Genomic DNA, 16043 nt, shown 5'->3' with positions numbered 1-16043 from the left:
CTCACTTCTCTCGGGTGGTGGGTCGCGGGATCGCGGCGAGGAGCCGCTTCGTGTAGTCCTCCTGCGGGTCGGAGTAGACCCGCGCGGTCGGCCCGGCCTCGACCTGACGGCCCTTCGAGAGCACCGAGACGGTGTCCGCGATCTGCCGCACGACGGCGAGGTCGTGACTGATGAACACGTAGGTGAGACCGAGCTCCTGCTGCAGGTCGTCGAGCAGCCGCAGGATCTGTGCCTGGACCGTGACGTCGAGCGCGGAGACCGCCTCGTCGAGCACGACCAGACGTGGCTCGATGATGAGGGCGCGGGCGATCGCCACCCGCTGCAACTGACCGCCGGAGAGCTCCCGGGGCCGCCGCGTCAGCAGTCGCGCGGGCAGCGCCACCCGGTCCATCGCCTCCCGCACGGCCCGCGCACGGTCGGTGCGGGTGCCGAGCCGGAAGTTCCGCAGCGGCTCGGTGAGCGTCGACGCGATCGAGTGCGCCGGGTCGAGCGCCGAGTAGGGGTTCTGGTGGACCAGCTGCACCGCCTTGTGGAACGCCTTGCGCTCCCGGCGGGCCGCCCCGCCGAACAGGCTCCCGCCGCGGGGGAGTGCGGCGGCGTCGAAGTCGCCGATCCGCGCGGTGCCCGCCTGCGGGTCGAGGAACCCGGTGAGGATCTTGCCGAGCGTCGACTTGCCCGATCCGGACTCGCCCACGATCCCGTGCGTCGTCCCCTCGGGCACGGAGAACCCGACGTCCTCCAGGCCGATGACGTCGCCGTTCGCCGCCCGTCCGTACACCTGGGTGAGCCCGGAGACCTCCAGGAGGGTGGGTGCGGGATCCGCCGCCGAGGCGCCCTGCCCCCGGGCACCCTCCGCGGGCCGCCCGTCCGCCGCTGCGGTCGCGGCGCGCGGGCCTGCGCCGTGGGAGCCGGTCCCGTGGGTGGTGAGGTCGACGAGCGAGGGGGCGTCGGCCAGCAGCCGGCGGGTGTAGTCGGACTCCGGCTGCGTGAACACCTGGACGGCGGGACCGGACTCGACGACCTTCCCGCCCTGCATGACGACGAGTTCGTCGGCACGTTCCGCAGCGACCGCGAGGTCGTGGGTGATGAAGAGGATCCCGGCGCCCTCGGCACGCAGGTCGTCGAGGAGGTCGAGGATCCGCTTCTGGACGGTGACGTCGAGGGCGGAGGTCGGCTCATCGGCGATGATGAGGTCCGGTTCGAGCGCGATCGCCGCGGCGATGAGGACGCGCTGGCGCATACCGCCGGAGAGTTCGTGCGGGTACTGGTCGGCCCGCAGTTCCGGCCGGTCGATGCCCACGCGGTCGAGCAGTTCGAGGACGCGGGCCCGGGCCTGCTGCGTGTCGGCCTTCCGGTGGATCCGCAGGGACTCCGCGACCGAGGCGCCGATCGTCTTGAGCGGGTTGAGCGAGTTGCCCGGGTCCTGCGGGATGTAACCGATCCGCGCTCCGCGCACGGCCCGCCACTCGCCGGGGGTGAGGGTGGCGAGGTCACGGTCGCCGAGCAGGATCCGGCCGGAACCTGTCACTGCGTTGCGGGCGAGCAGACCGATGACGGCCGAGGCCGTCGAGGACTTGCCCGAGCCGGACTCTCCGACGACCGCGGTCGTCCGTGCGGCCCTCACCTGCAGGGACACACCCTCGACGGCGGCGAGCAGGTCGCCGGACCGCGAGCGGTAGGAGATGTCGAGGCCCTCGACCGAGAGGACGACGGGGGTGTCCGCCGAGCGGTCCTCGTGAGTGCGGGGCGCCTCGGCGGCGGCGGTGGTGCCGGCGGTGGAGGTGTCGGTGGGGGTCATGCGCTCAGCTCCCTCAGTGCGCTGCCGATGCGGTGGGTGGAGAGGACGACGAGCATGACGACCAGGCCCGGCAGCACGGTGAGCCACCAGGAGGTCGCGACGAAGTTGCGTCCCTCGGCGATGATGAGGCCCCATTCGGGGGTGGGTGCCGGGGTGCCGTAGCCCAGGAACCCGAGGGTCGAGATCTGCAGGATGGCCCAGCCGATCTGCAGGACGGCGAGGGCGATGACGGCGCCCAGTCCGTTGGGCAGGACGTGGCGGCCGAGCACCGACCAGTAGTTCCCGCCGGAGCCGTAGGCCGCGGCGACGTAGTCGGAGGTGTTGATCCGCACGGCCTGCGCGCGGGTGAGACGCGCGAACTGGGCGATCGAGGTGACACCGACGGCGATCGCCGCGTTGATGGTGCCGAAACCCAGCAGGATGACGACCGTGAGGCTCAGCAGCAGGCCGGGGATCGAGAGGAGCACGTCGATGAAACGCATGAGCACGTCGTCGACGATGCCGCGGCGGGTGCCGGCGACCAGCCCGATCGCCGAGCCCACGACGAGGCCGACGCCCACGGCCACGAGTGCCGCGAGCAGCGACTGCGAGGCGCCGTGGACGACGCGGGCGAACACGTCGCGCCCGGTCTGGTCGGTGCCGAACCAGTGGTCCGCACTCGGCGCCAGCAGGGCCGCCGTGTCCCCGCCGTCGAGCGGGTTCTCCCGCGTGAACAGCCCGGGTACGAGCGCCATGAGGACGGCGATCAGGAGGATGCCGGCGGCCACGATCGTGAGCGGGCCGGTGCGGCGGAGGAACCGGGTCAGTGCCGTCCCGGTGGCGCGCCCGCGGGTGGTCGCGGGCGCCCCGGTGCCGGGGGTGCCCGGGTCGGTGGTGAGAGTGGCGGCGGTCATCGGGTGCCTCCCGGGTTCGTGGTGTCGGACGCCGCCGAGGCGCCCTGCGCGTGGGTGCCCGGCGTGCCACCGGCGCCCTGCAGGGCGGGGGAGAGGTCGGTGGTGTCGGGGGTGGAGGGCGCCTCGTGTGCGGTGGTTCTCGATGCGGACCGGGAGGTCCGGCGCAGGCGGACGTCGATGACGGGGTACAGCAGGTCGACGATCAGGTTGACGAGGACGTAGCCGAGGGTCGCGAGGACGACGACGGCGAGCAGGACGGGGTTGTCGCGGTCGGCGACGGCCTGGGCGGTGAGCGCCCCGATCCCGGCGCGGCCGTAGACGGTCTCCGTGATGACGGCGCCGGCCACGAGTTCGCCGAAGACGAGGCCGGTGATGGTGAGCGCCGGGAGCAGCGAGTTGCGGGCCACGGAGTTCACGAGGATCCAGCCCTCGGTGGCGCCCTTGGCCTGGGTGACCTTGACGAAGGGCTGGGTGCGGACCTCGTTGATCGACTGGATGAGGATCTGGGCGATCGGGGCCGACAGCGGGACCGCGACGGTGAGACCGGGGAGGATCAGGCTCTCGACGGGTCCGGGTTCGACGACGTCGACCCAGCCGAGCGAGAAGCTGAAGATCTGGACGAGGATGATGCCCAGCCAGAACACGGGCACCGAGATGAACAGCGAGGGCACCGAGTCGAAGACGCGGCGCAGGGCGGTCCACCCGCCGTAGGTGGCGAGGACCGCGACGGCGACGGCGAGGACGACGGCGCCCAGGAACCCGACGAGCGCCAGCTGGAGCGTCGAGGGGAGCGCTTCGGTCACGAGGGTCGAGACGGCGGCCCCGGAGTTCACCGAGTAGCCGAGGTCGCCCTGCAGGACACCCCGGAGACCGTTCCAGTACTGGAGGTACCAGGGCAGGTCGGCGCCGTAACTGGCGTGGATCGCGGCGATCTGTTCGGCCGGGAGTCCGAGCGCGGGGTCGGCATAGCGGGCCATGACGCCGTCACCCGGGAGGATCTGCAACAGGATCGCGGCGAGCGAGTAGGCGAGGAACAGGACGAGGACCGCCTGTCCCAGGCGCAGGAGCAGGTATCGGGGACTCATGTCAGGCTCCTTCGTTCCGGGCAGCGGAGTTCTCGGCGGAGTTCTCGTCGGCCAGCCAGGTGTCGTAGAAGGCGGGGCGTCCCACCGGCTCCGTCGCGAAGCCCTGCACGGCACGCCGGAAGGCGAAGACCTGGGGCTCCTCGAAGAAGGGGAGGACGTAGGCGTTCTCGGCGAGGTAGCGCTGGAAGGCGATGGCCGCCTCGTTGCGCTCCTCGTCGGTCGGCCGGGAGGCCATGTGGTCGAGCAGGCGGTCGATCTCCGGATCGCGCGGGCCGATGTCGGTGCCCTCGTCGGACTCCGCGTTGAGGAAGGCGTTGCGGTTGACCGAGTGCCAGTTCGAGCGGACGTTGTCGTAGTCGGCGCGGGCGACCATCGAGTGGTAGACGTTCACCTTGTCGATGTCGAGGGAGTTCAGGGTCTGCTGCGACTGGTCGCCCTCGTTGATCGTCCAGCCGATGCCCACGCGGGCCAGGTGCTGTTGGACGAGGGTCTGGACCTCGCGGGAGCGCGGCTGGGGAAGGGCGATGTTCACCCCCAGCTGCAGGCGCTCGCCGTCCGCGTTCGTGCGGATGCCGGTGGAACCCGCGGGACGGGTCCAGCCGGCCTCGTCGAGGAGTGCCGCGGCCTCGTCGGGGTCGTACGGGAAGTACTCGGCGAGGTCCACGTACCCCCAGGCGTTCGATCCGATGATGCCCCGGGCCAGCGGGAAGTTGGGGGTGAAGAGCTTGTCGACGATCTCCTGCCGGTCGATCGCCCGGATGATGGCGCGGCGGACCCGCACGTCCTGGAGGAAGGGGTGGCGGAAGCGGAAGCTCATGCCGTTGTTGATGCCGTTGGTCGCCTTCGCGAAGACCTGGAGTCCGGCCTCCTCGATGCGGGCCTCGTCCGGGGCCTGGAGGTCGCGCAGACCGTGCACCTGCCCGGAGACGAGTGCACCCACGCGCACCGAGTACTCCTGGTTGACCCGGTAGTCGATGCCGTCCAGGTGGGCGCGTCCCTGGTGGGCCAGGTGTGGTGGGGCCCAGTCGTAGTCCTCGCGGACGCGGACGGACAGTTTGGTGCTCACGGCCTCCTCGGTGATGTGGAACGGGCCCGAGGTGATGATCTTCGTCGCGGAACCCGGGCCGAAGCCCTCGGAGTCGAGGTCGAGGGTCGAATCGGCCAGCAGTCCCTGGTTCATGGTCGACACCGCCTGTTGGAAACCGAGCGAGGGAGCGGTGAAGTGGAACCGGACCGTGAGGTCGTCGAGGACCTCCGCGCGGTCGTAGTTGGCGATCTGTTCGGAGACCGGGAGGGCGCGCTCGGTGTCACCACGGCCGAAGAGGTCGAAGTTCTTCGCGACGTTCGCAGCGTCCAGTGGACTGCCGTCGGCGTAGGTGACGCCGGGGCGGATGCGGAACGTGAACTGCGTGGCGGAGTCGTTGATCTCCGGGAGGTCCTCGGCGATCCACGGGTACAGCTCCAGGGTCTCCGGGTCCTGCCACAGCAGGCGGTCGGAGATGTTGTTCATGATCCCGCCGTTCGGGTAGAAGCCGACCGACGGCGGGTAGAGCGTCGTCCAGGTCTGGGGCTCGAAGTAGTCGAGGATCCCGCCGGTCACGGGACCCCCGGCCGTCGCGGCGCTCACGTCGAGGGTGTCCTGCGGGGTGCAGGCGGCCAGGGCCGTGATCCCGGCGAGCGAGGCGCCGAGGCCAAGGAAGCCGCGGCGGGTGGCGGTGGTGCTCCGGGTGGTGTTCCGGAAGGCGCTGCCGCGGGTGGTGGTTCCGGTGCGGGCGGTCGCGTCGCCGAGGGCGGCGCTGTACGCGGTGGGCTGGGGTGCGCGTGGCGTACGCGCACCGGTGGCACGGTGTGCCGTCATGGTGAGGGTTCCTCGTGTTCGTGGGGCGGGGACGACTGTGTGATGGGGACTGTGTGATGGGGTGGGGATGACGACGCGATCGAGACGTCATGAATCGACGGTTCTCGAGGCGGAATTCACGGATGTGTGCCCTCTCGATTCCGGGTGCCGGAGGAGGACACCGGAGCCCGGGGATCTCAAGGGGTCAAGAGGCGCGCTCCCGGACTCTCAGCCGGATGCGGGCAGCACGACGGGGCTCGCGACGCCGGAGGTCAACAGCTCACGGTCGTGACGAGCATGAGGTCGATGTGCAAGCGGCGCCAGCCGCGCACCGAGGTCATGGTCGTGAACACGGCCCCGATTCTAGTCCCCGGCGTCCGGCGGGTGAACACCACCCCGTCACCTGGGGACACATCTGCGGACACATCAGCGGACACATCAGGACACCGGGAGACACGGACCGGGTCCGGGTGAGCACGCCCGACGTACCGTGGCCCCATGACGCGCTCCCCGTTCCCGCCCTGCCTCGACCACCTCGTCATCGCCGTCCCCGACCTGGAAGCGGGCGTCGCCGAATTCGAGAGACTCTCCGGCGCGCGGGCCGTCCCGGGGGGGATCCCATCCCGGGAAGGGGACGGCGAATGCACTTCTGCGGCTCGCTCCTCTAGGGTGGCAGGGTCCTGTTCCGGCCGGTATTCCTCCGGTCTATCTGGAGATCATCGGGCCGGATCCGGAACAGGACACCTCCCTGGCGGCCGACCGGTTGCAGGGTGTCACGGGGATGACCTTGCAACGGTGGGCCGTTCAACCTCCTGACTTCGACCGGACGGTCGCGGGCGTCGGGGTCGCGGGCCTCACCGACACGGTCCTCGGGCGTGTGTACGACATGTCCCGGACCACGCCGGGCGGCGACACCCTCCGCTGGCGCCTGACCCGCCGGCTGCCCCTGCCGCAGAACGGCGTCCCGCCCTTCCTCATCGACTGGCAGGACTCGCCGCACCCGTCGACCGTGTCCATGCCGACGGTCGAACTCCGGGACTTCCGCGCAGTCTCCTCGGACCCCGCGGGGACGTCCCGTGTCCTGGGCCTCCTGGGCGCTCCCGAGGTGCCCGTCGACCCCGGCACCACCCCGGGCCTCCGTGCCGTGTTCCGGGGAGCGGACGGGGAGTTCACCGTCGAGTCGCAAGCGCTCGCCCTCTGATCCCGTCCCAACTGTCGACCGGGCACTCCCTACCGTCCAGTAGACGGTTCAGGAGGCGCGGGTACTGTGACGTGCATGAGCATCCCCGCCGCACTCGACCATCTCGTCCTCGCCGTGCCGGATCTCGCCGCCGGCGTCCACGACTTCACCGCCCGCACCGGCATCGTCCCCACCTACGGCGGCGCCCACGAGGGACGCGGGACCGCCAACTACCTGGTCGGGCTCGATCCGACAGGAACCGCCGCCGAGGCGCCCTCCACTCCCGACGGAACCGCTGCGGGGACCGACGCCGGGGCCGAGGACCGGCCGCTCATGTACCTGGAGATCATCGGTCCGGACCTCGAACAGGACGTGCCGGAGGGCGCCCCGCTCGCCTTCGGGCTGGAGGCCATCACGGAACCGACGCTCGTGACCTGGGCCGTGCATCCGGCCGGTTTCGACGACCGGGTGGCGGATGCCCGGACCGCCGGGGTCGACTTCGGGGTCGTCAACGACATGTCGCGGCGGACCCCCGCCGGTGACCTGCTCGAATGGCGCCTGACCCAGCGGTTGCCGCTGCCGCAGGAGGGTGTCCAGCCCTTCCTCATCGACTGGCAGGACTCCGTGCACCCGGCGCTCGGGGAGATCGGACGGATGGGACTCGACGTCTTCGAGGTCCGTACACCGGTCATCGAGAGCACCACCAAGGCCCTCGAGGTCCTCGGTGCCGCGGACACGACCGTCGTGGATGCGGACGCCTTCGCGTTGCGGGCCACCCTGAGCGGACCGGCCGGGAGCATCGGGTTCGGCGGGGAGTGAGCCGGATCGGGCGCGAGGTGTATACGATCGTGAGCACCCGATGTGCCCCTCAATCCCTCGGAAAGGACGCCGTATGAGCGCCCCCGACCCCGTCACCGCCGACTCCGGCACCGCAGCGGGCTCCCCGTTCCCTCCCCCCTCGTCCTCCTTCGTGCCCGGGCCCGAGGACACGACCCGTCCGACCCTCCGCGGCGGGTTCGGGATGAGCGCCTCGACCCACTGGTTGGCCAGCTCGGCCGCGCAGTCCGTGCTCGAACGTGGCGGCAACGCCTTCGACGCGGCCGTGGCCGGTGCCTTCGTCCTGCAGGTCGTCGAACCGCACCTCAACGGGCCCGGTGGTGACATGACCGGTGTCTTCGCCACGGCGGAGGAGCCGGACCGCCCGCAGATCATGATGGGTCAGGGACCGGCCCCGGCCGGTGCGACGATCGACCACTACACGGGTCTCGGGCTCGAGCTCGTGCCGGGTGCCGGCGCGCTCGCCGCCGCGATCCCCGCCGCCACGGACGCGTGGCTGAAGCTACTGGAGGACCACGGGTCGTGGGAGATCGCGGACGTCCTCGACTTCGCCATCGACCTGGCCGAGAACGGTCATCCGATCGTGCCGCGGGTGGCTCGGACGATCGGCCTCGTCGAGGACCTCTTCACCGAGCACTGGCCGAGCTCCCGGGAGCTGTGGATGCCCGACGGGCAGGTGCCCCGACCGCAGCAGGTGCTCACGAACCCCGACTGGGCGGGCGTGCTCCGGCGCCTCGTCACCGCTGGTGAGGAGGCTGCGGGTGCGCCGGAGGCCGCTCCCGGGGCGCGGGCCGAGCGGGTGGCCGCCGCGCGGGAGGAATGGCGGACCGGAGTCGTCGCGCAGGCCGTGGACCCCTTCGTGCGCACCCCGCACCGGCACTCCGATGGCGGCGACTACGCCGGTGTCATCACGGCCCGGGACTTCGCCGGCTTCCAGGCGGACTTCGAGGACGCCGTGACGATCGACTTCCGCGGGTACACGATCGCGAAGACCGGGGCCTGGGGGCAGGGTCCGGTGCTGCTCCAGGCGCTCAAGATCCTCGACGGGTTCGAGGACGAGAGGCTGGATCCCGGCACCGAGATCGGCGTACACACGATCCTCGAAGCGCTCAAGCTGGCGCTGGCCGATCGCGACACCTACTACGGCGACGATCACGTGGACCTCGACGTCCTCCTCTCGGAGGAGTACGCGGCCGAGCGCCGGGCCCTCATCGGCGAGGAGGCCTCACTCGAGTTCCGGCCGGGCCGGCTCGCCTCGGTCCCGAACCCCGTGCTCCCGCCCCTCATGACGGAACTGCCGGCCGGTGCCGCGACCCCGGAGGTGCTCAGCCGCATGGGCCTGGGCGAACCCACGGTGGCCAAGCCCGGCCAGGAGGCGGAGGAGGACCGCGCGGGAGGTGCCGAAGGCCAGGGCGCCTCGGGCGCGGAGGACGGCCAGGAGGTCACCGGGCCCGACGGGCGCGTGAACGGCGACACCTGCCACATCGACGTCGTCGACCGGTGGGGGAACATGGTGAGCGCGACGCCGTCCGGCGGGTGGCTGCAGTCCTCGCCGACGATCCCGGGGCTCGGGTTCTGCCTGGGTACGCGTCTGCAGATGAACTGGCTCGACAAGGACAGCCCCTCGCACCTGGAGCCCGGCAATCGGCCGCGGACCACGCTCACGCCCACGCTCGTGCTGAAGGACGGGCAGCCGGTCATGGCGATCGGGACGCCCGGTGGCGACCAGCAGGACCAGTGGCAGCTCGTCGCTCTCCTGCGGATCCTGGTCGGCGGGTACGAGCCGCAGCAGGCGATCGACGCGCCTTCGCTCCACACCACCTCGATGCCCGGGTCGTTCTGGCCGCGGACGTGGACGCCCGGAGGTGCCGTCGTCGAGGACCGGCTCGGGGAGGACGTCATCGGCGGGCTGGAGCGTCGCGGTCACGTCGTCACACGGGCCGGTGACTGGGCGCTCGGACGTCTGTCGTGCGTGGTCCGCGACCCGGAGACGGGGCTCCTGCAGGCGGCGGCCAACCCCCGGGGCAACCAGGGTTACGCCACCGGGCGGTGACGCGAGGTGTTCCACGTGAAACATCGCAGTGACCGACGAGGAGTACTGTTCGGTACCCATGAACGACACGGGGCCGTGCTCGACGGTGCCACGCGAAGGAGCTGAGCGGTCGATGTCCGAAGTGCAGTCACGGGACGTGTCCTCACCGGAAGTGCAGTTGTCCGAGGTGGCGATCGAGGGGGAGGGCGCCTCGGCGACGATGCTCCGCCTGCTCCGCGGCGAGATCCTGTCGGGCCGGCAGCCCGCCGGGACGCGCCTGACGGAGAACGGGCTGGCCCGGAAGTACTCCGTCTCGCGGATACCCGTGCGTGAGTGCCTCAAGGCGCTGGAGGCCGAGGGGCTCATCGAGACCCGCCCCTATGCCGGGGCGACGGTCGTCGAACCGCCTGTCGACGACGCCGCGGACCTCTTCGCGGTGCGGATCTTCCTCGAGGGCCGCATGGCCCGGAAGGCGGCCGAACGCGCCGCGCGCCTTGACGCCGCCGGGGAGGGGGACGAAATCGTGGGTGAATGTTCCCAGCCCTGGAAGGAGATCCGAACCGAGATCGACGAGATCCTCGACGAGGGTGACGTCATCATCGCCACCGGCATGGTCGAGGGGCTCGCGGAGCTCAACACCCGCTTCCACGAGGCGATCGCGGAGCTCTCCGGCTCGGCCTCCCTGGCCGGGCTCCTGCGGCAGATCGCCGGCAAGATCCGCTGGCTCTACGCGCTCAACGTCACCCGGCGTGGCGTCGAGGCGTGGAGCGAGCACCGCCGCATCATCGACGCGATCGATGCGGGGGACGCGGATCGTGCGGCGGGGCTCGTCGAAGCGCACGTGAGCACGAGCCGGGACAGCTACTTCACGCACATCGCCGGTGTGTGAAGCGCCTTGCCGTTTTCTTGTAGAGGTGCCGGGCGGGGCGCGGGGACACCCCTCCCGCCCACATCGACTCCGCCCCCGACCTGCGCTAGCGCAGGTCGGGGGCGGGTCTTTAGAGGACTACTTCGATGAGGGCGGGGCCGGGGGAGTTGATGGCGGCGTCGTAGGCGCGGCCCAGATCCTCCATCGAGGTGGCGCGTTCGGCGGGCACGCCCATGCCGCGGGCGAGCGAGACGAAGTCGATGACCGGGTTGTCGAGGTCGAGGAGCGCGCCGGACTTCTTGCCGACGTTCGTGACACCCACGTTGTCCATCTCGCCCCACAGGATCTGGTACTTGCGGTTGGCGAAGATGAAGGTGACGACGTCCAACTGCTCGCGGGCCATGGTCCACAGGGCCTGGAGCTGGTACATGGACGAGCCGTCGGCCTCGAGGCAGAGCACCTTGCGGTCGGGGCAGGCGATCGCCGCACCCGTCGCCACGGGCATGGCCCAGCCGATGGAGCCGCCGGTGCCACCGAGCACCGAGTGCGGGTGTGAGGGCGTGGTCGCGGAGTTGATGGTGGCGCCGGAGCTGATCGACTCGTCGCAGACGATCGCGTTCTCCGGGATGGCACCGGCGAGGAAGTGGCCGAACTTCTCCGGCGTGATGGTGCCGGTGGGCCGCGCGTCCGGGAGCGCCAGTTCGGTGCGGGCGACGGCGGAATCGCCGGTGCCGTCGGCGCCGAGGAGATCCGCGAGGGCCCGGACGCCGCGGACCGGGTCGTTGCCCGGTGCGCCGAGGTCGACGAAGTGGGTGCCCTCGCGGGCGATGCGGCTGCGGCGGTCCGGGTAGGCGAAGAAGGCGACGGGGATCTTGGCGCCGACCAACACGATGTTGTCGTACTTCTCCATCATCGGCTGCGAGACCTGGATGGGGTAGGGCAGGCGCTTGACGTTGTAGCGGCCGGCGCCGCGTTCGATCCGGGAGAGGTGGGTCTGGGAGTACACCTCGGCGCCGGTGAGGGCGGCGATCCGGACACCCGCCTCGAGCGCCTCCTGGGAGACGGCGCCCTCGCCGAACAGGAAGGCGGTGCGGGGACCCGCCTCCTTGAGGACGCGGGCGGCGGTGTCGACGGCGTCCTCGTCGACGGTGCGGCGATCGACGGCGGGACGGGCGGTGACGGGCACCTGGACGTCGGGGTGGACGTCGTTCCAGGCGGCGTCCGCCGGGAGGATGAGGCTGGAGATCTTGCCCTCGCGGGCGACGGCGACGGCCTCGGCGGTGTCGGTGGCCAGCGCGTCGGCACCTCCGGAGGTGCGGACCCAGTCGCTGAAGGGACGAGCAGTGCCCTCGATGTCCGAGGTGAGAGGCGCGTCGAGGTCCCGGTGGTAGCTGGCGTGGTCGCCGATCACGTTGACGATCGGCGTCTTGGCACGGATCGCGTTGTGCAGGTTGGACAGGCCGTTGGCCAGGCCCGGGCCCAGGTGGAGGAGGGTGGCGGCGGGCTTGCCGGCCATGCGGCCGTAACCGTCCGCGGCGCCGGTGACGGTGCCCTCGAAGAGGCCGAGGACGCCGCGCATCTTCTGCGTGCCCTCCAGGGCCGCGACGAAGTGCATCTCGGAGGTGCCGGGATTGCCGAAGACGACGTCGACGTCATTGGCCTCGAGGGTGTGGAGGAGGGCGTCGGCTCCGTTGAATCCGTCGGGGCGGGGATCCGTGGTGGTCATGCTGAGGAGTGCTCCTGGTGGTGTCGGGGACGGGTGCTGGTCCGGGACGGGTGGTCGTCCGGGATACCGGACGAGGGGGGCGGCACGACGGTGTGCTCCGCAAACTGGCGGTAACCGTGTCGTGGAAGGATCATGTCCCACAGCACACTACACAGACTCCACCGGAGGGGACACGAGCGATGGCGACCGTCACGAGCATGCTGCGGGACATCCACGACATCGGCCGCGACGGCCGGACCGGCGGGTACTACCGACCGGTCTGGGGCGAGGCCGAGCTCACCCTCCGCGAGTGGTTCACCGGGGAGGCGCAGGCCCGGGGTCTCGACGTGCAGACCGACCGGAACGGGATCATGTGGGCGTGGGCCGGGAAGCCTGCCAAGAACGCCCTGGTGACCGGCTCGCACCTGGACTCGGTGCCCGGTGGTGGTGCCTTCGACGGACCCCTGGGTGTGGCGAGTGCGCTGGCCGCCTACGACGAGCTCGTGGCCCGTGGGGTCGACTTCACCGCTCCCGGGGCGCGCCCCTTCGTCATCGCCGTCTTCCCCGAGGAGGAGGGCTCGCGGTTCGACCAGGCCTGCCTGGGTTCCAAGCTGCTCAACGGTGCGGCGGATCCCGCGACCGTCATGAACCTCAAGGACCTGGAGGGCATCACCTTCGCGGAGGCCGCGAAGAAGAACGGCTACGACCCGGCGCGGTTCGGCCGGGACGAGGAGATGCTCGGGCTCATGGGGTCGTTCATCGAGCTGCACGTGGAGCAGGGTGTCGGGCTCATCGACATGGACCAGCCGGTGGCGATCGCCAAGTCGATCATCGGCTCCGGTCGGTACGCCATGACGGTCCGCGGTGAGGGCAACCACGCCGGTGCCACCCCCATGCGTCTGCGCAAGGACCCGATGGTGGCCGCCGCCGGTGTCGTCGCGGCGGTGCGCCGGGCGGCTGCGGAGTCGGACGGGGGCGTGGCGACGGTCGGTCGTCTGCTCGCCCACCCCGGTGGCGTGAACGTCATCCCCGACTCGGTGGAGCTCACCCTCGACTGCCGGCACGCCGATGATTCCGTGCGGGAGTCGATCCTGTCGACGATCCGTACAGAGGGTGCCGCGGCCGCCGAGGAGGAGGGCTGCACCTTCGAGTTCACCGGTTCCGGCAAGAAGACCCTGGAGTTCGAGGCGGAGCTGTCCCAGCGCATGCAGCAGGTGCTGCCCGAGGCGCCGCTCCTGGAGTCGGGTGCCGGCCACGACGCCGGGATCCTGGCGAGCGACGTGTCGACGGGCATGCTGTTCGTCCGGAACCCCACCGGCATCAGCCACTCGCCGGAGGAGACCTGTGAGGACGCGGACGCCGACTTCGGTGCGATCGCCCTGGCGGATGTCCTCCAGGCGGAACTCACCCGCGTGTGACGGCGTGAAGTGCCCGCCGACGTGCGGGTGAGTGGCGTGGGGGTGCGGTTCAGTGCCAGCCGCGGTCGGGGATCTCGTCCGGATAGACGAGATCGTCCCGAGACGTTGGGGCACCCACCACACCCCACCGGCGCTCGTATGACGTCGCGGGGCCGTGCATGACGCCACCTGAGAACGCTGTCGGAAAGGGTCGATAGGCTCGCGGCAAGCGATGCAGAGGGGAAGTGCCCGAGATGGACCAGACCGACGACACCCGCGAGGCCGAGCCCGCCGGTGCCGAGCGCGGCTGGATGACCGGCCACATCGGGGAGTCCGAGGGACCGGTGAACCCGACCGACCCCGCACCACGAAAGGGAACGGTGCAGGGGAAGGGGGAGGGCGCCTCGGGCGCGGCGGAGGACCTGACGGCCACCCCGCAGACCCAGTGGTCGGCGGAGGACGAGGACGAACTCTTCGTCGAGATCATGGTCGAGTTCCACAAGGACGCCGCGCGCCAGGGTCCCGGCACCGACGCCGCGACGCTGCGGGCGTTGAACGCGCTCCCGAGGCGCCCCGCCCCCGGCACCACCGCCGACGGGGGCACCGCTCCCGCCCCGGACTCCGGCGCCGGACCGTGCGCGGTCCTCGACCTCGGGTGTGGCACCGGGGCGCAGACGCTCGTGCTCGCCCGGCACACGGAGGCGCACGTGACGGCGCTCGACGTGATCCCGGAGTTCCTGCAGAAGGTGCGGGAGCACGCCGCGGAGGCGGGCGTCGCCGAGCGGGTCACGACGGTGCAGGCGTCCTTCGACGAGTTGGAGACGCAGTTCGAGCCGGGTGCGTTCGACCTCGTGTGGGCGGAGGGTGCCATTCAGGAGATGGGCTTCCGTGAGGGGTTGGAGCACTGGAAGCGGTTCGTGCGGCCCGGTGGGCACCTGGTCGTCACGGACCTGTGCTGGACGACGGACGTGCGGCCGGCCTTCGTCGAGGACTTCTGGGCGCAGGCCTACGAGGGGATCGGGACGGTCGAGGAGAAGCTGGCCGTCGTCGAGCAGGTGGGACTGGAGTGCCTGGACTGGTTCGAGCTGCCGCGCGAGGGGTGGACCACGGGCTACTACGGGCCGATCCGGGAGCGCACGCCCCGGTTCCTGGCCGCGCACCGGGACCTGCCCGGCGTCGAGGAGTACCTGATGATCGGCCTGCAGGAGGCGGAGCTGTACGAGCGGTTCGGCGACCACTACGGGATGGTGTTCTTCATTCTGGAGGTGTGAGGGACCGAGTGCTCATCGGTCATCACTCATCAGTGGTGAGTGACGGTACGGACCGCGAGGTCGACCAGGTCGTCCGCCCGGCCGTTCCCCTTCTCCTGGGCCGGGTACGGCCACCCGTGCAGGATCCGGCGCCATTCCGCGGGCACCGCCGAGGCGCCCCACCGGGCTCCGAGCAGTGCACCGGCGATCGCCGCGACGGTGTCGGTGTCGTGGCCGATCCGGATGGCGGTGCCCAGGGCGTCGACGAGGTGCCGGGCGGGCGCGTCCTGCGGCACCGGCGTGTGGGTGAGGGCCGACCATGCGGCCTGGAGAGCGCCGACAGACCACGCGTTGGTGGTGAACTCGCCCGGGTCCTTCTGCTCGGCCTCCGTGAGGAGGGTCCGCCACTTGTCCGGCTGCGGGACCCACGGCGCGATGTCCTCGAAGGTGGGGAACTGGCCGGTGAGGACGGTGTGGCGGATCATGAGGCACCAGACGGCACAGGCCTCCTGGGCGTGGTCCTGGTAGTGGGTGAGGGCGCTGACGGCACCGGCGGCTTCGACCAGTCCCTCCGGGTCGTCGAGGTAGGCGAGAGCGACGGGGCCGGTGCGCATGAGCGAGCCGTTGCCCGCACTGCGGCCGGACATGTCGTGCACGGCTCGCGCAGCGGTGGTCATCGCGCTACCGAGGTCGTCGGCGGTCCGGTCGGTGTGTGCGAACACGGCAGCGGTCTGGGTACCGATGTCGGCCGGGTCGCCGTCGCACCAGGCGAGGAAGCCTTCGGCAATCGCGGTGCGGGCCGCCGGGGAGCGGAGGTCCGCGCCGGTGGCGGCGACCCGGGCGATCGCGACGGCCTGCGCGGTGTCGTCGGTCCATTCGCCGGGGGCGAAGTCGCCGAGTCCTCCGCCCTTCATGACGGGGACGAGGTCGGGTGCGGGGTACGTGAACTCGTAGCCGGCGCCGAGGGCATCCCCGGCGGCCGAGACGAGCAGGACACCGCATGCGCGGTCGGTCTGGGCGGTGGTGAGGGGCATGGTGTGGGGTCCTCTCGGTGGATGCTCGGCATTAGATAGTCTATACGACCAATAGTAAGGCTGAGGAGGAAATACTCCTCGCGCGGTGGGCGCGGCGGCTAGGGGTGCGTCCTCTGCAGCCGACAAA

At 71.1% G+C, this 16043-nt stretch carries 12 protein-coding genes and 1 pseudogene; 7 read left to right on the top strand and 6 right to left on the bottom strand.

The annotated features are described in order from the left end of the window. Position 1: 1 nt before the first annotated feature. From AAD496_RS00135 to AAD496_RS00120, 4 genes are read right to left on the bottom strand one after another with little or no spacing between them, the layout of a single operon-like run. Complete coding sequence (locus AAD496_RS00135; protein WP_349826591.1) at positions 2-1798, bottom strand: dipeptide ABC transporter ATP-binding protein; 1797 nt, start codon at positions 1796-1798, stop codon at positions 2-4. Then, positions 1795-2691, bottom strand: a complete 897-nt coding sequence (locus tag AAD496_RS00130; RefSeq protein ID WP_349826590.1) for an ABC transporter permease — start codon at positions 2689-2691, stop codon at positions 1795-1797. Before AAD496_RS00130 ends, AAD496_RS00135 begins: the two co-directional genes overlap by 4 nt. Continuing rightward, positions 2688-3776: an ABC transporter permease gene (locus AAD496_RS00125; protein ID WP_349826589.1), complete on the bottom strand. Its 1089-nt coding sequence runs from the start codon at positions 3774-3776 to the stop codon at positions 2688-2690. The genes AAD496_RS00130 and AAD496_RS00125 overlap by 4 nt, the downstream gene beginning before the upstream one ends. Before the next feature lies 1 nt (position 3777). Next, positions 3778-5634 (bottom strand): TIGR04028 family ABC transporter substrate-binding protein, encoded by a 1857-nt coding sequence (locus tag AAD496_RS00120; RefSeq protein WP_349826588.1) that lies wholly within the window; start codon positions 5632-5634, stop codon positions 3778-3780. 477 nt (positions 5635-6111) lie between these two features. Between AAD496_RS00120 and AAD496_RS00115 the strand changes: the two are divergent. From AAD496_RS00115 to AAD496_RS00095, 5 genes and pseudogenes are all read left to right on the top strand, one after another. Beyond that, positions 6112-6189: pseudogene (locus AAD496_RS00115) on the top strand (hypothetical protein); the annotation flags it as partial. Between the two features lie 73 nt (positions 6190-6262). Continuing rightward, complete coding sequence (locus AAD496_RS00110) at positions 6263-6814, top strand: VOC family protein (protein WP_349826618.1); 552 nt, start codon at positions 6263-6265, stop codon at positions 6812-6814. A gap of 75 nt (positions 6815-6889) precedes the next feature. Further along, positions 6890-7612, top strand: a complete 723-nt coding sequence (locus tag AAD496_RS00105) for a VOC family protein (RefSeq protein WP_349826587.1) — start codon at positions 6890-6892, stop codon at positions 7610-7612. 202 nt (positions 7613-7814) lie between these two features. Further along, the gene (locus AAD496_RS00100; protein WP_349826617.1) at positions 7815-9683 is read left to right on the top strand and encodes a gamma-glutamyltransferase family protein; all 1869 of its coding nucleotides are present in this window, start codon (positions 7815-7817) and stop codon (positions 9681-9683) included. A 112-nt stretch (positions 9684-9795) separates the two neighbouring features. Continuing rightward, complete coding sequence (locus tag AAD496_RS00095; RefSeq protein ID WP_349826586.1) at positions 9796-10551, top strand: GntR family transcriptional regulator; 756 nt, start codon at positions 9796-9798, stop codon at positions 10549-10551. 109 nt (positions 10552-10660) lie between these two features. Here the strand turns inward: AAD496_RS00095 and AAD496_RS00090 are convergent, their stop codons facing one another. After that, complete coding sequence (locus AAD496_RS00090) at positions 10661-12256, bottom strand: acetolactate synthase large subunit (RefSeq protein WP_349826585.1); 1596 nt, start codon at positions 12254-12256, stop codon at positions 10661-10663. Between the two features lie 179 nt (positions 12257-12435). Between AAD496_RS00090 and AAD496_RS00085 the strand changes: the two genes are divergently transcribed. Together AAD496_RS00085 and AAD496_RS00080 are read left to right on the top strand one after the other, a co-directional pair. Next, positions 12436-13653 (top strand): allantoate amidohydrolase, encoded by a 1218-nt coding sequence (locus AAD496_RS00085; protein WP_349826584.1) that lies wholly within the window; start codon positions 12436-12438, stop codon positions 13651-13653. A 233-nt stretch (positions 13654-13886) separates the two neighbouring features. Then, entirely contained in the window at positions 13887-14903 is a 1017-nt protein-coding gene (locus AAD496_RS00080) for a class I SAM-dependent methyltransferase (protein WP_349826583.1), read from the top strand. A 29-nt stretch (positions 14904-14932) separates the two neighbouring features. Here AAD496_RS00080 and AAD496_RS00075 read toward each other — a convergent pair whose 3' ends face one another. Continuing rightward, positions 14933-15916 (bottom strand): ADP-ribosylglycohydrolase family protein, encoded by a 984-nt coding sequence (locus AAD496_RS00075; RefSeq protein ID WP_349826582.1) that lies wholly within the window; start codon positions 15914-15916, stop codon positions 14933-14935. Between the last annotated feature and the right edge of the window lie 127 nt (positions 15917-16043).

Source organism: Brevibacterium litoralis (assembly GCF_040212315.1).
Taxonomy (GTDB): Bacteria; Actinomycetota; Actinomycetes; order Actinomycetales; family Brevibacteriaceae; genus Brevibacterium; species Brevibacterium litoralis.
Note: the sequence above shows the minus strand (reverse complement) of the source record. Positions and strands in the feature narration are given on the sequence as shown.

Coding starts and splice junctions, on each gene's coding strand:
- AAD496_RS00135 (WP_349826591.1), bottom strand. CDS start 1,798: ATGACCCCCACCGACACCTCCACCGCCGGCACCACCGCCGCCGCCGAG.
- AAD496_RS00130 (WP_349826590.1), bottom strand. CDS start 2,691: ATGACCGCCGCCACTCTCACCACCGACCCGGGCACCCCCGGCACCGGG.
- AAD496_RS00125 (WP_349826589.1), bottom strand. CDS start 3,776: ATGAGTCCCCGATACCTGCTCCTGCGCCTGGGACAGGCGGTCCTCGTC.
- AAD496_RS00120 (WP_349826588.1), bottom strand. CDS start 5,634: ATGACGGCACACCGTGCCACCGGTGCGCGTACGCCACGCGCACCCCAG.
- AAD496_RS00105 (WP_349826587.1), top strand. CDS start 6,890: ATGAGCATCCCCGCCGCACTCGACCATCTCGTCCTCGCCGTGCCGGAT.
- AAD496_RS00100 (WP_349826617.1), top strand. CDS start 7,815: ATGAGCGCCTCGACCCACTGGTTGGCCAGCTCGGCCGCGCAGTCCGTG.
- AAD496_RS00095 (WP_349826586.1), top strand. CDS start 9,796: ATGTCCGAAGTGCAGTCACGGGACGTGTCCTCACCGGAAGTGCAGTTG.
- AAD496_RS00090 (WP_349826585.1), bottom strand. CDS start 12,256: ATGACCACCACGGATCCCCGCCCCGACGGATTCAACGGAGCCGACGCC.
- AAD496_RS00085 (WP_349826584.1), top strand. CDS start 12,436: ATGGCGACCGTCACGAGCATGCTGCGGGACATCCACGACATCGGCCGC.
- AAD496_RS00080 (WP_349826583.1), top strand. CDS start 13,887: ATGGACCAGACCGACGACACCCGCGAGGCCGAGCCCGCCGGTGCCGAG.
- AAD496_RS00075 (WP_349826582.1), bottom strand. CDS start 15,916: ATGCCCCTCACCACCGCCCAGACCGACCGCGCATGCGGTGTCCTGCTC.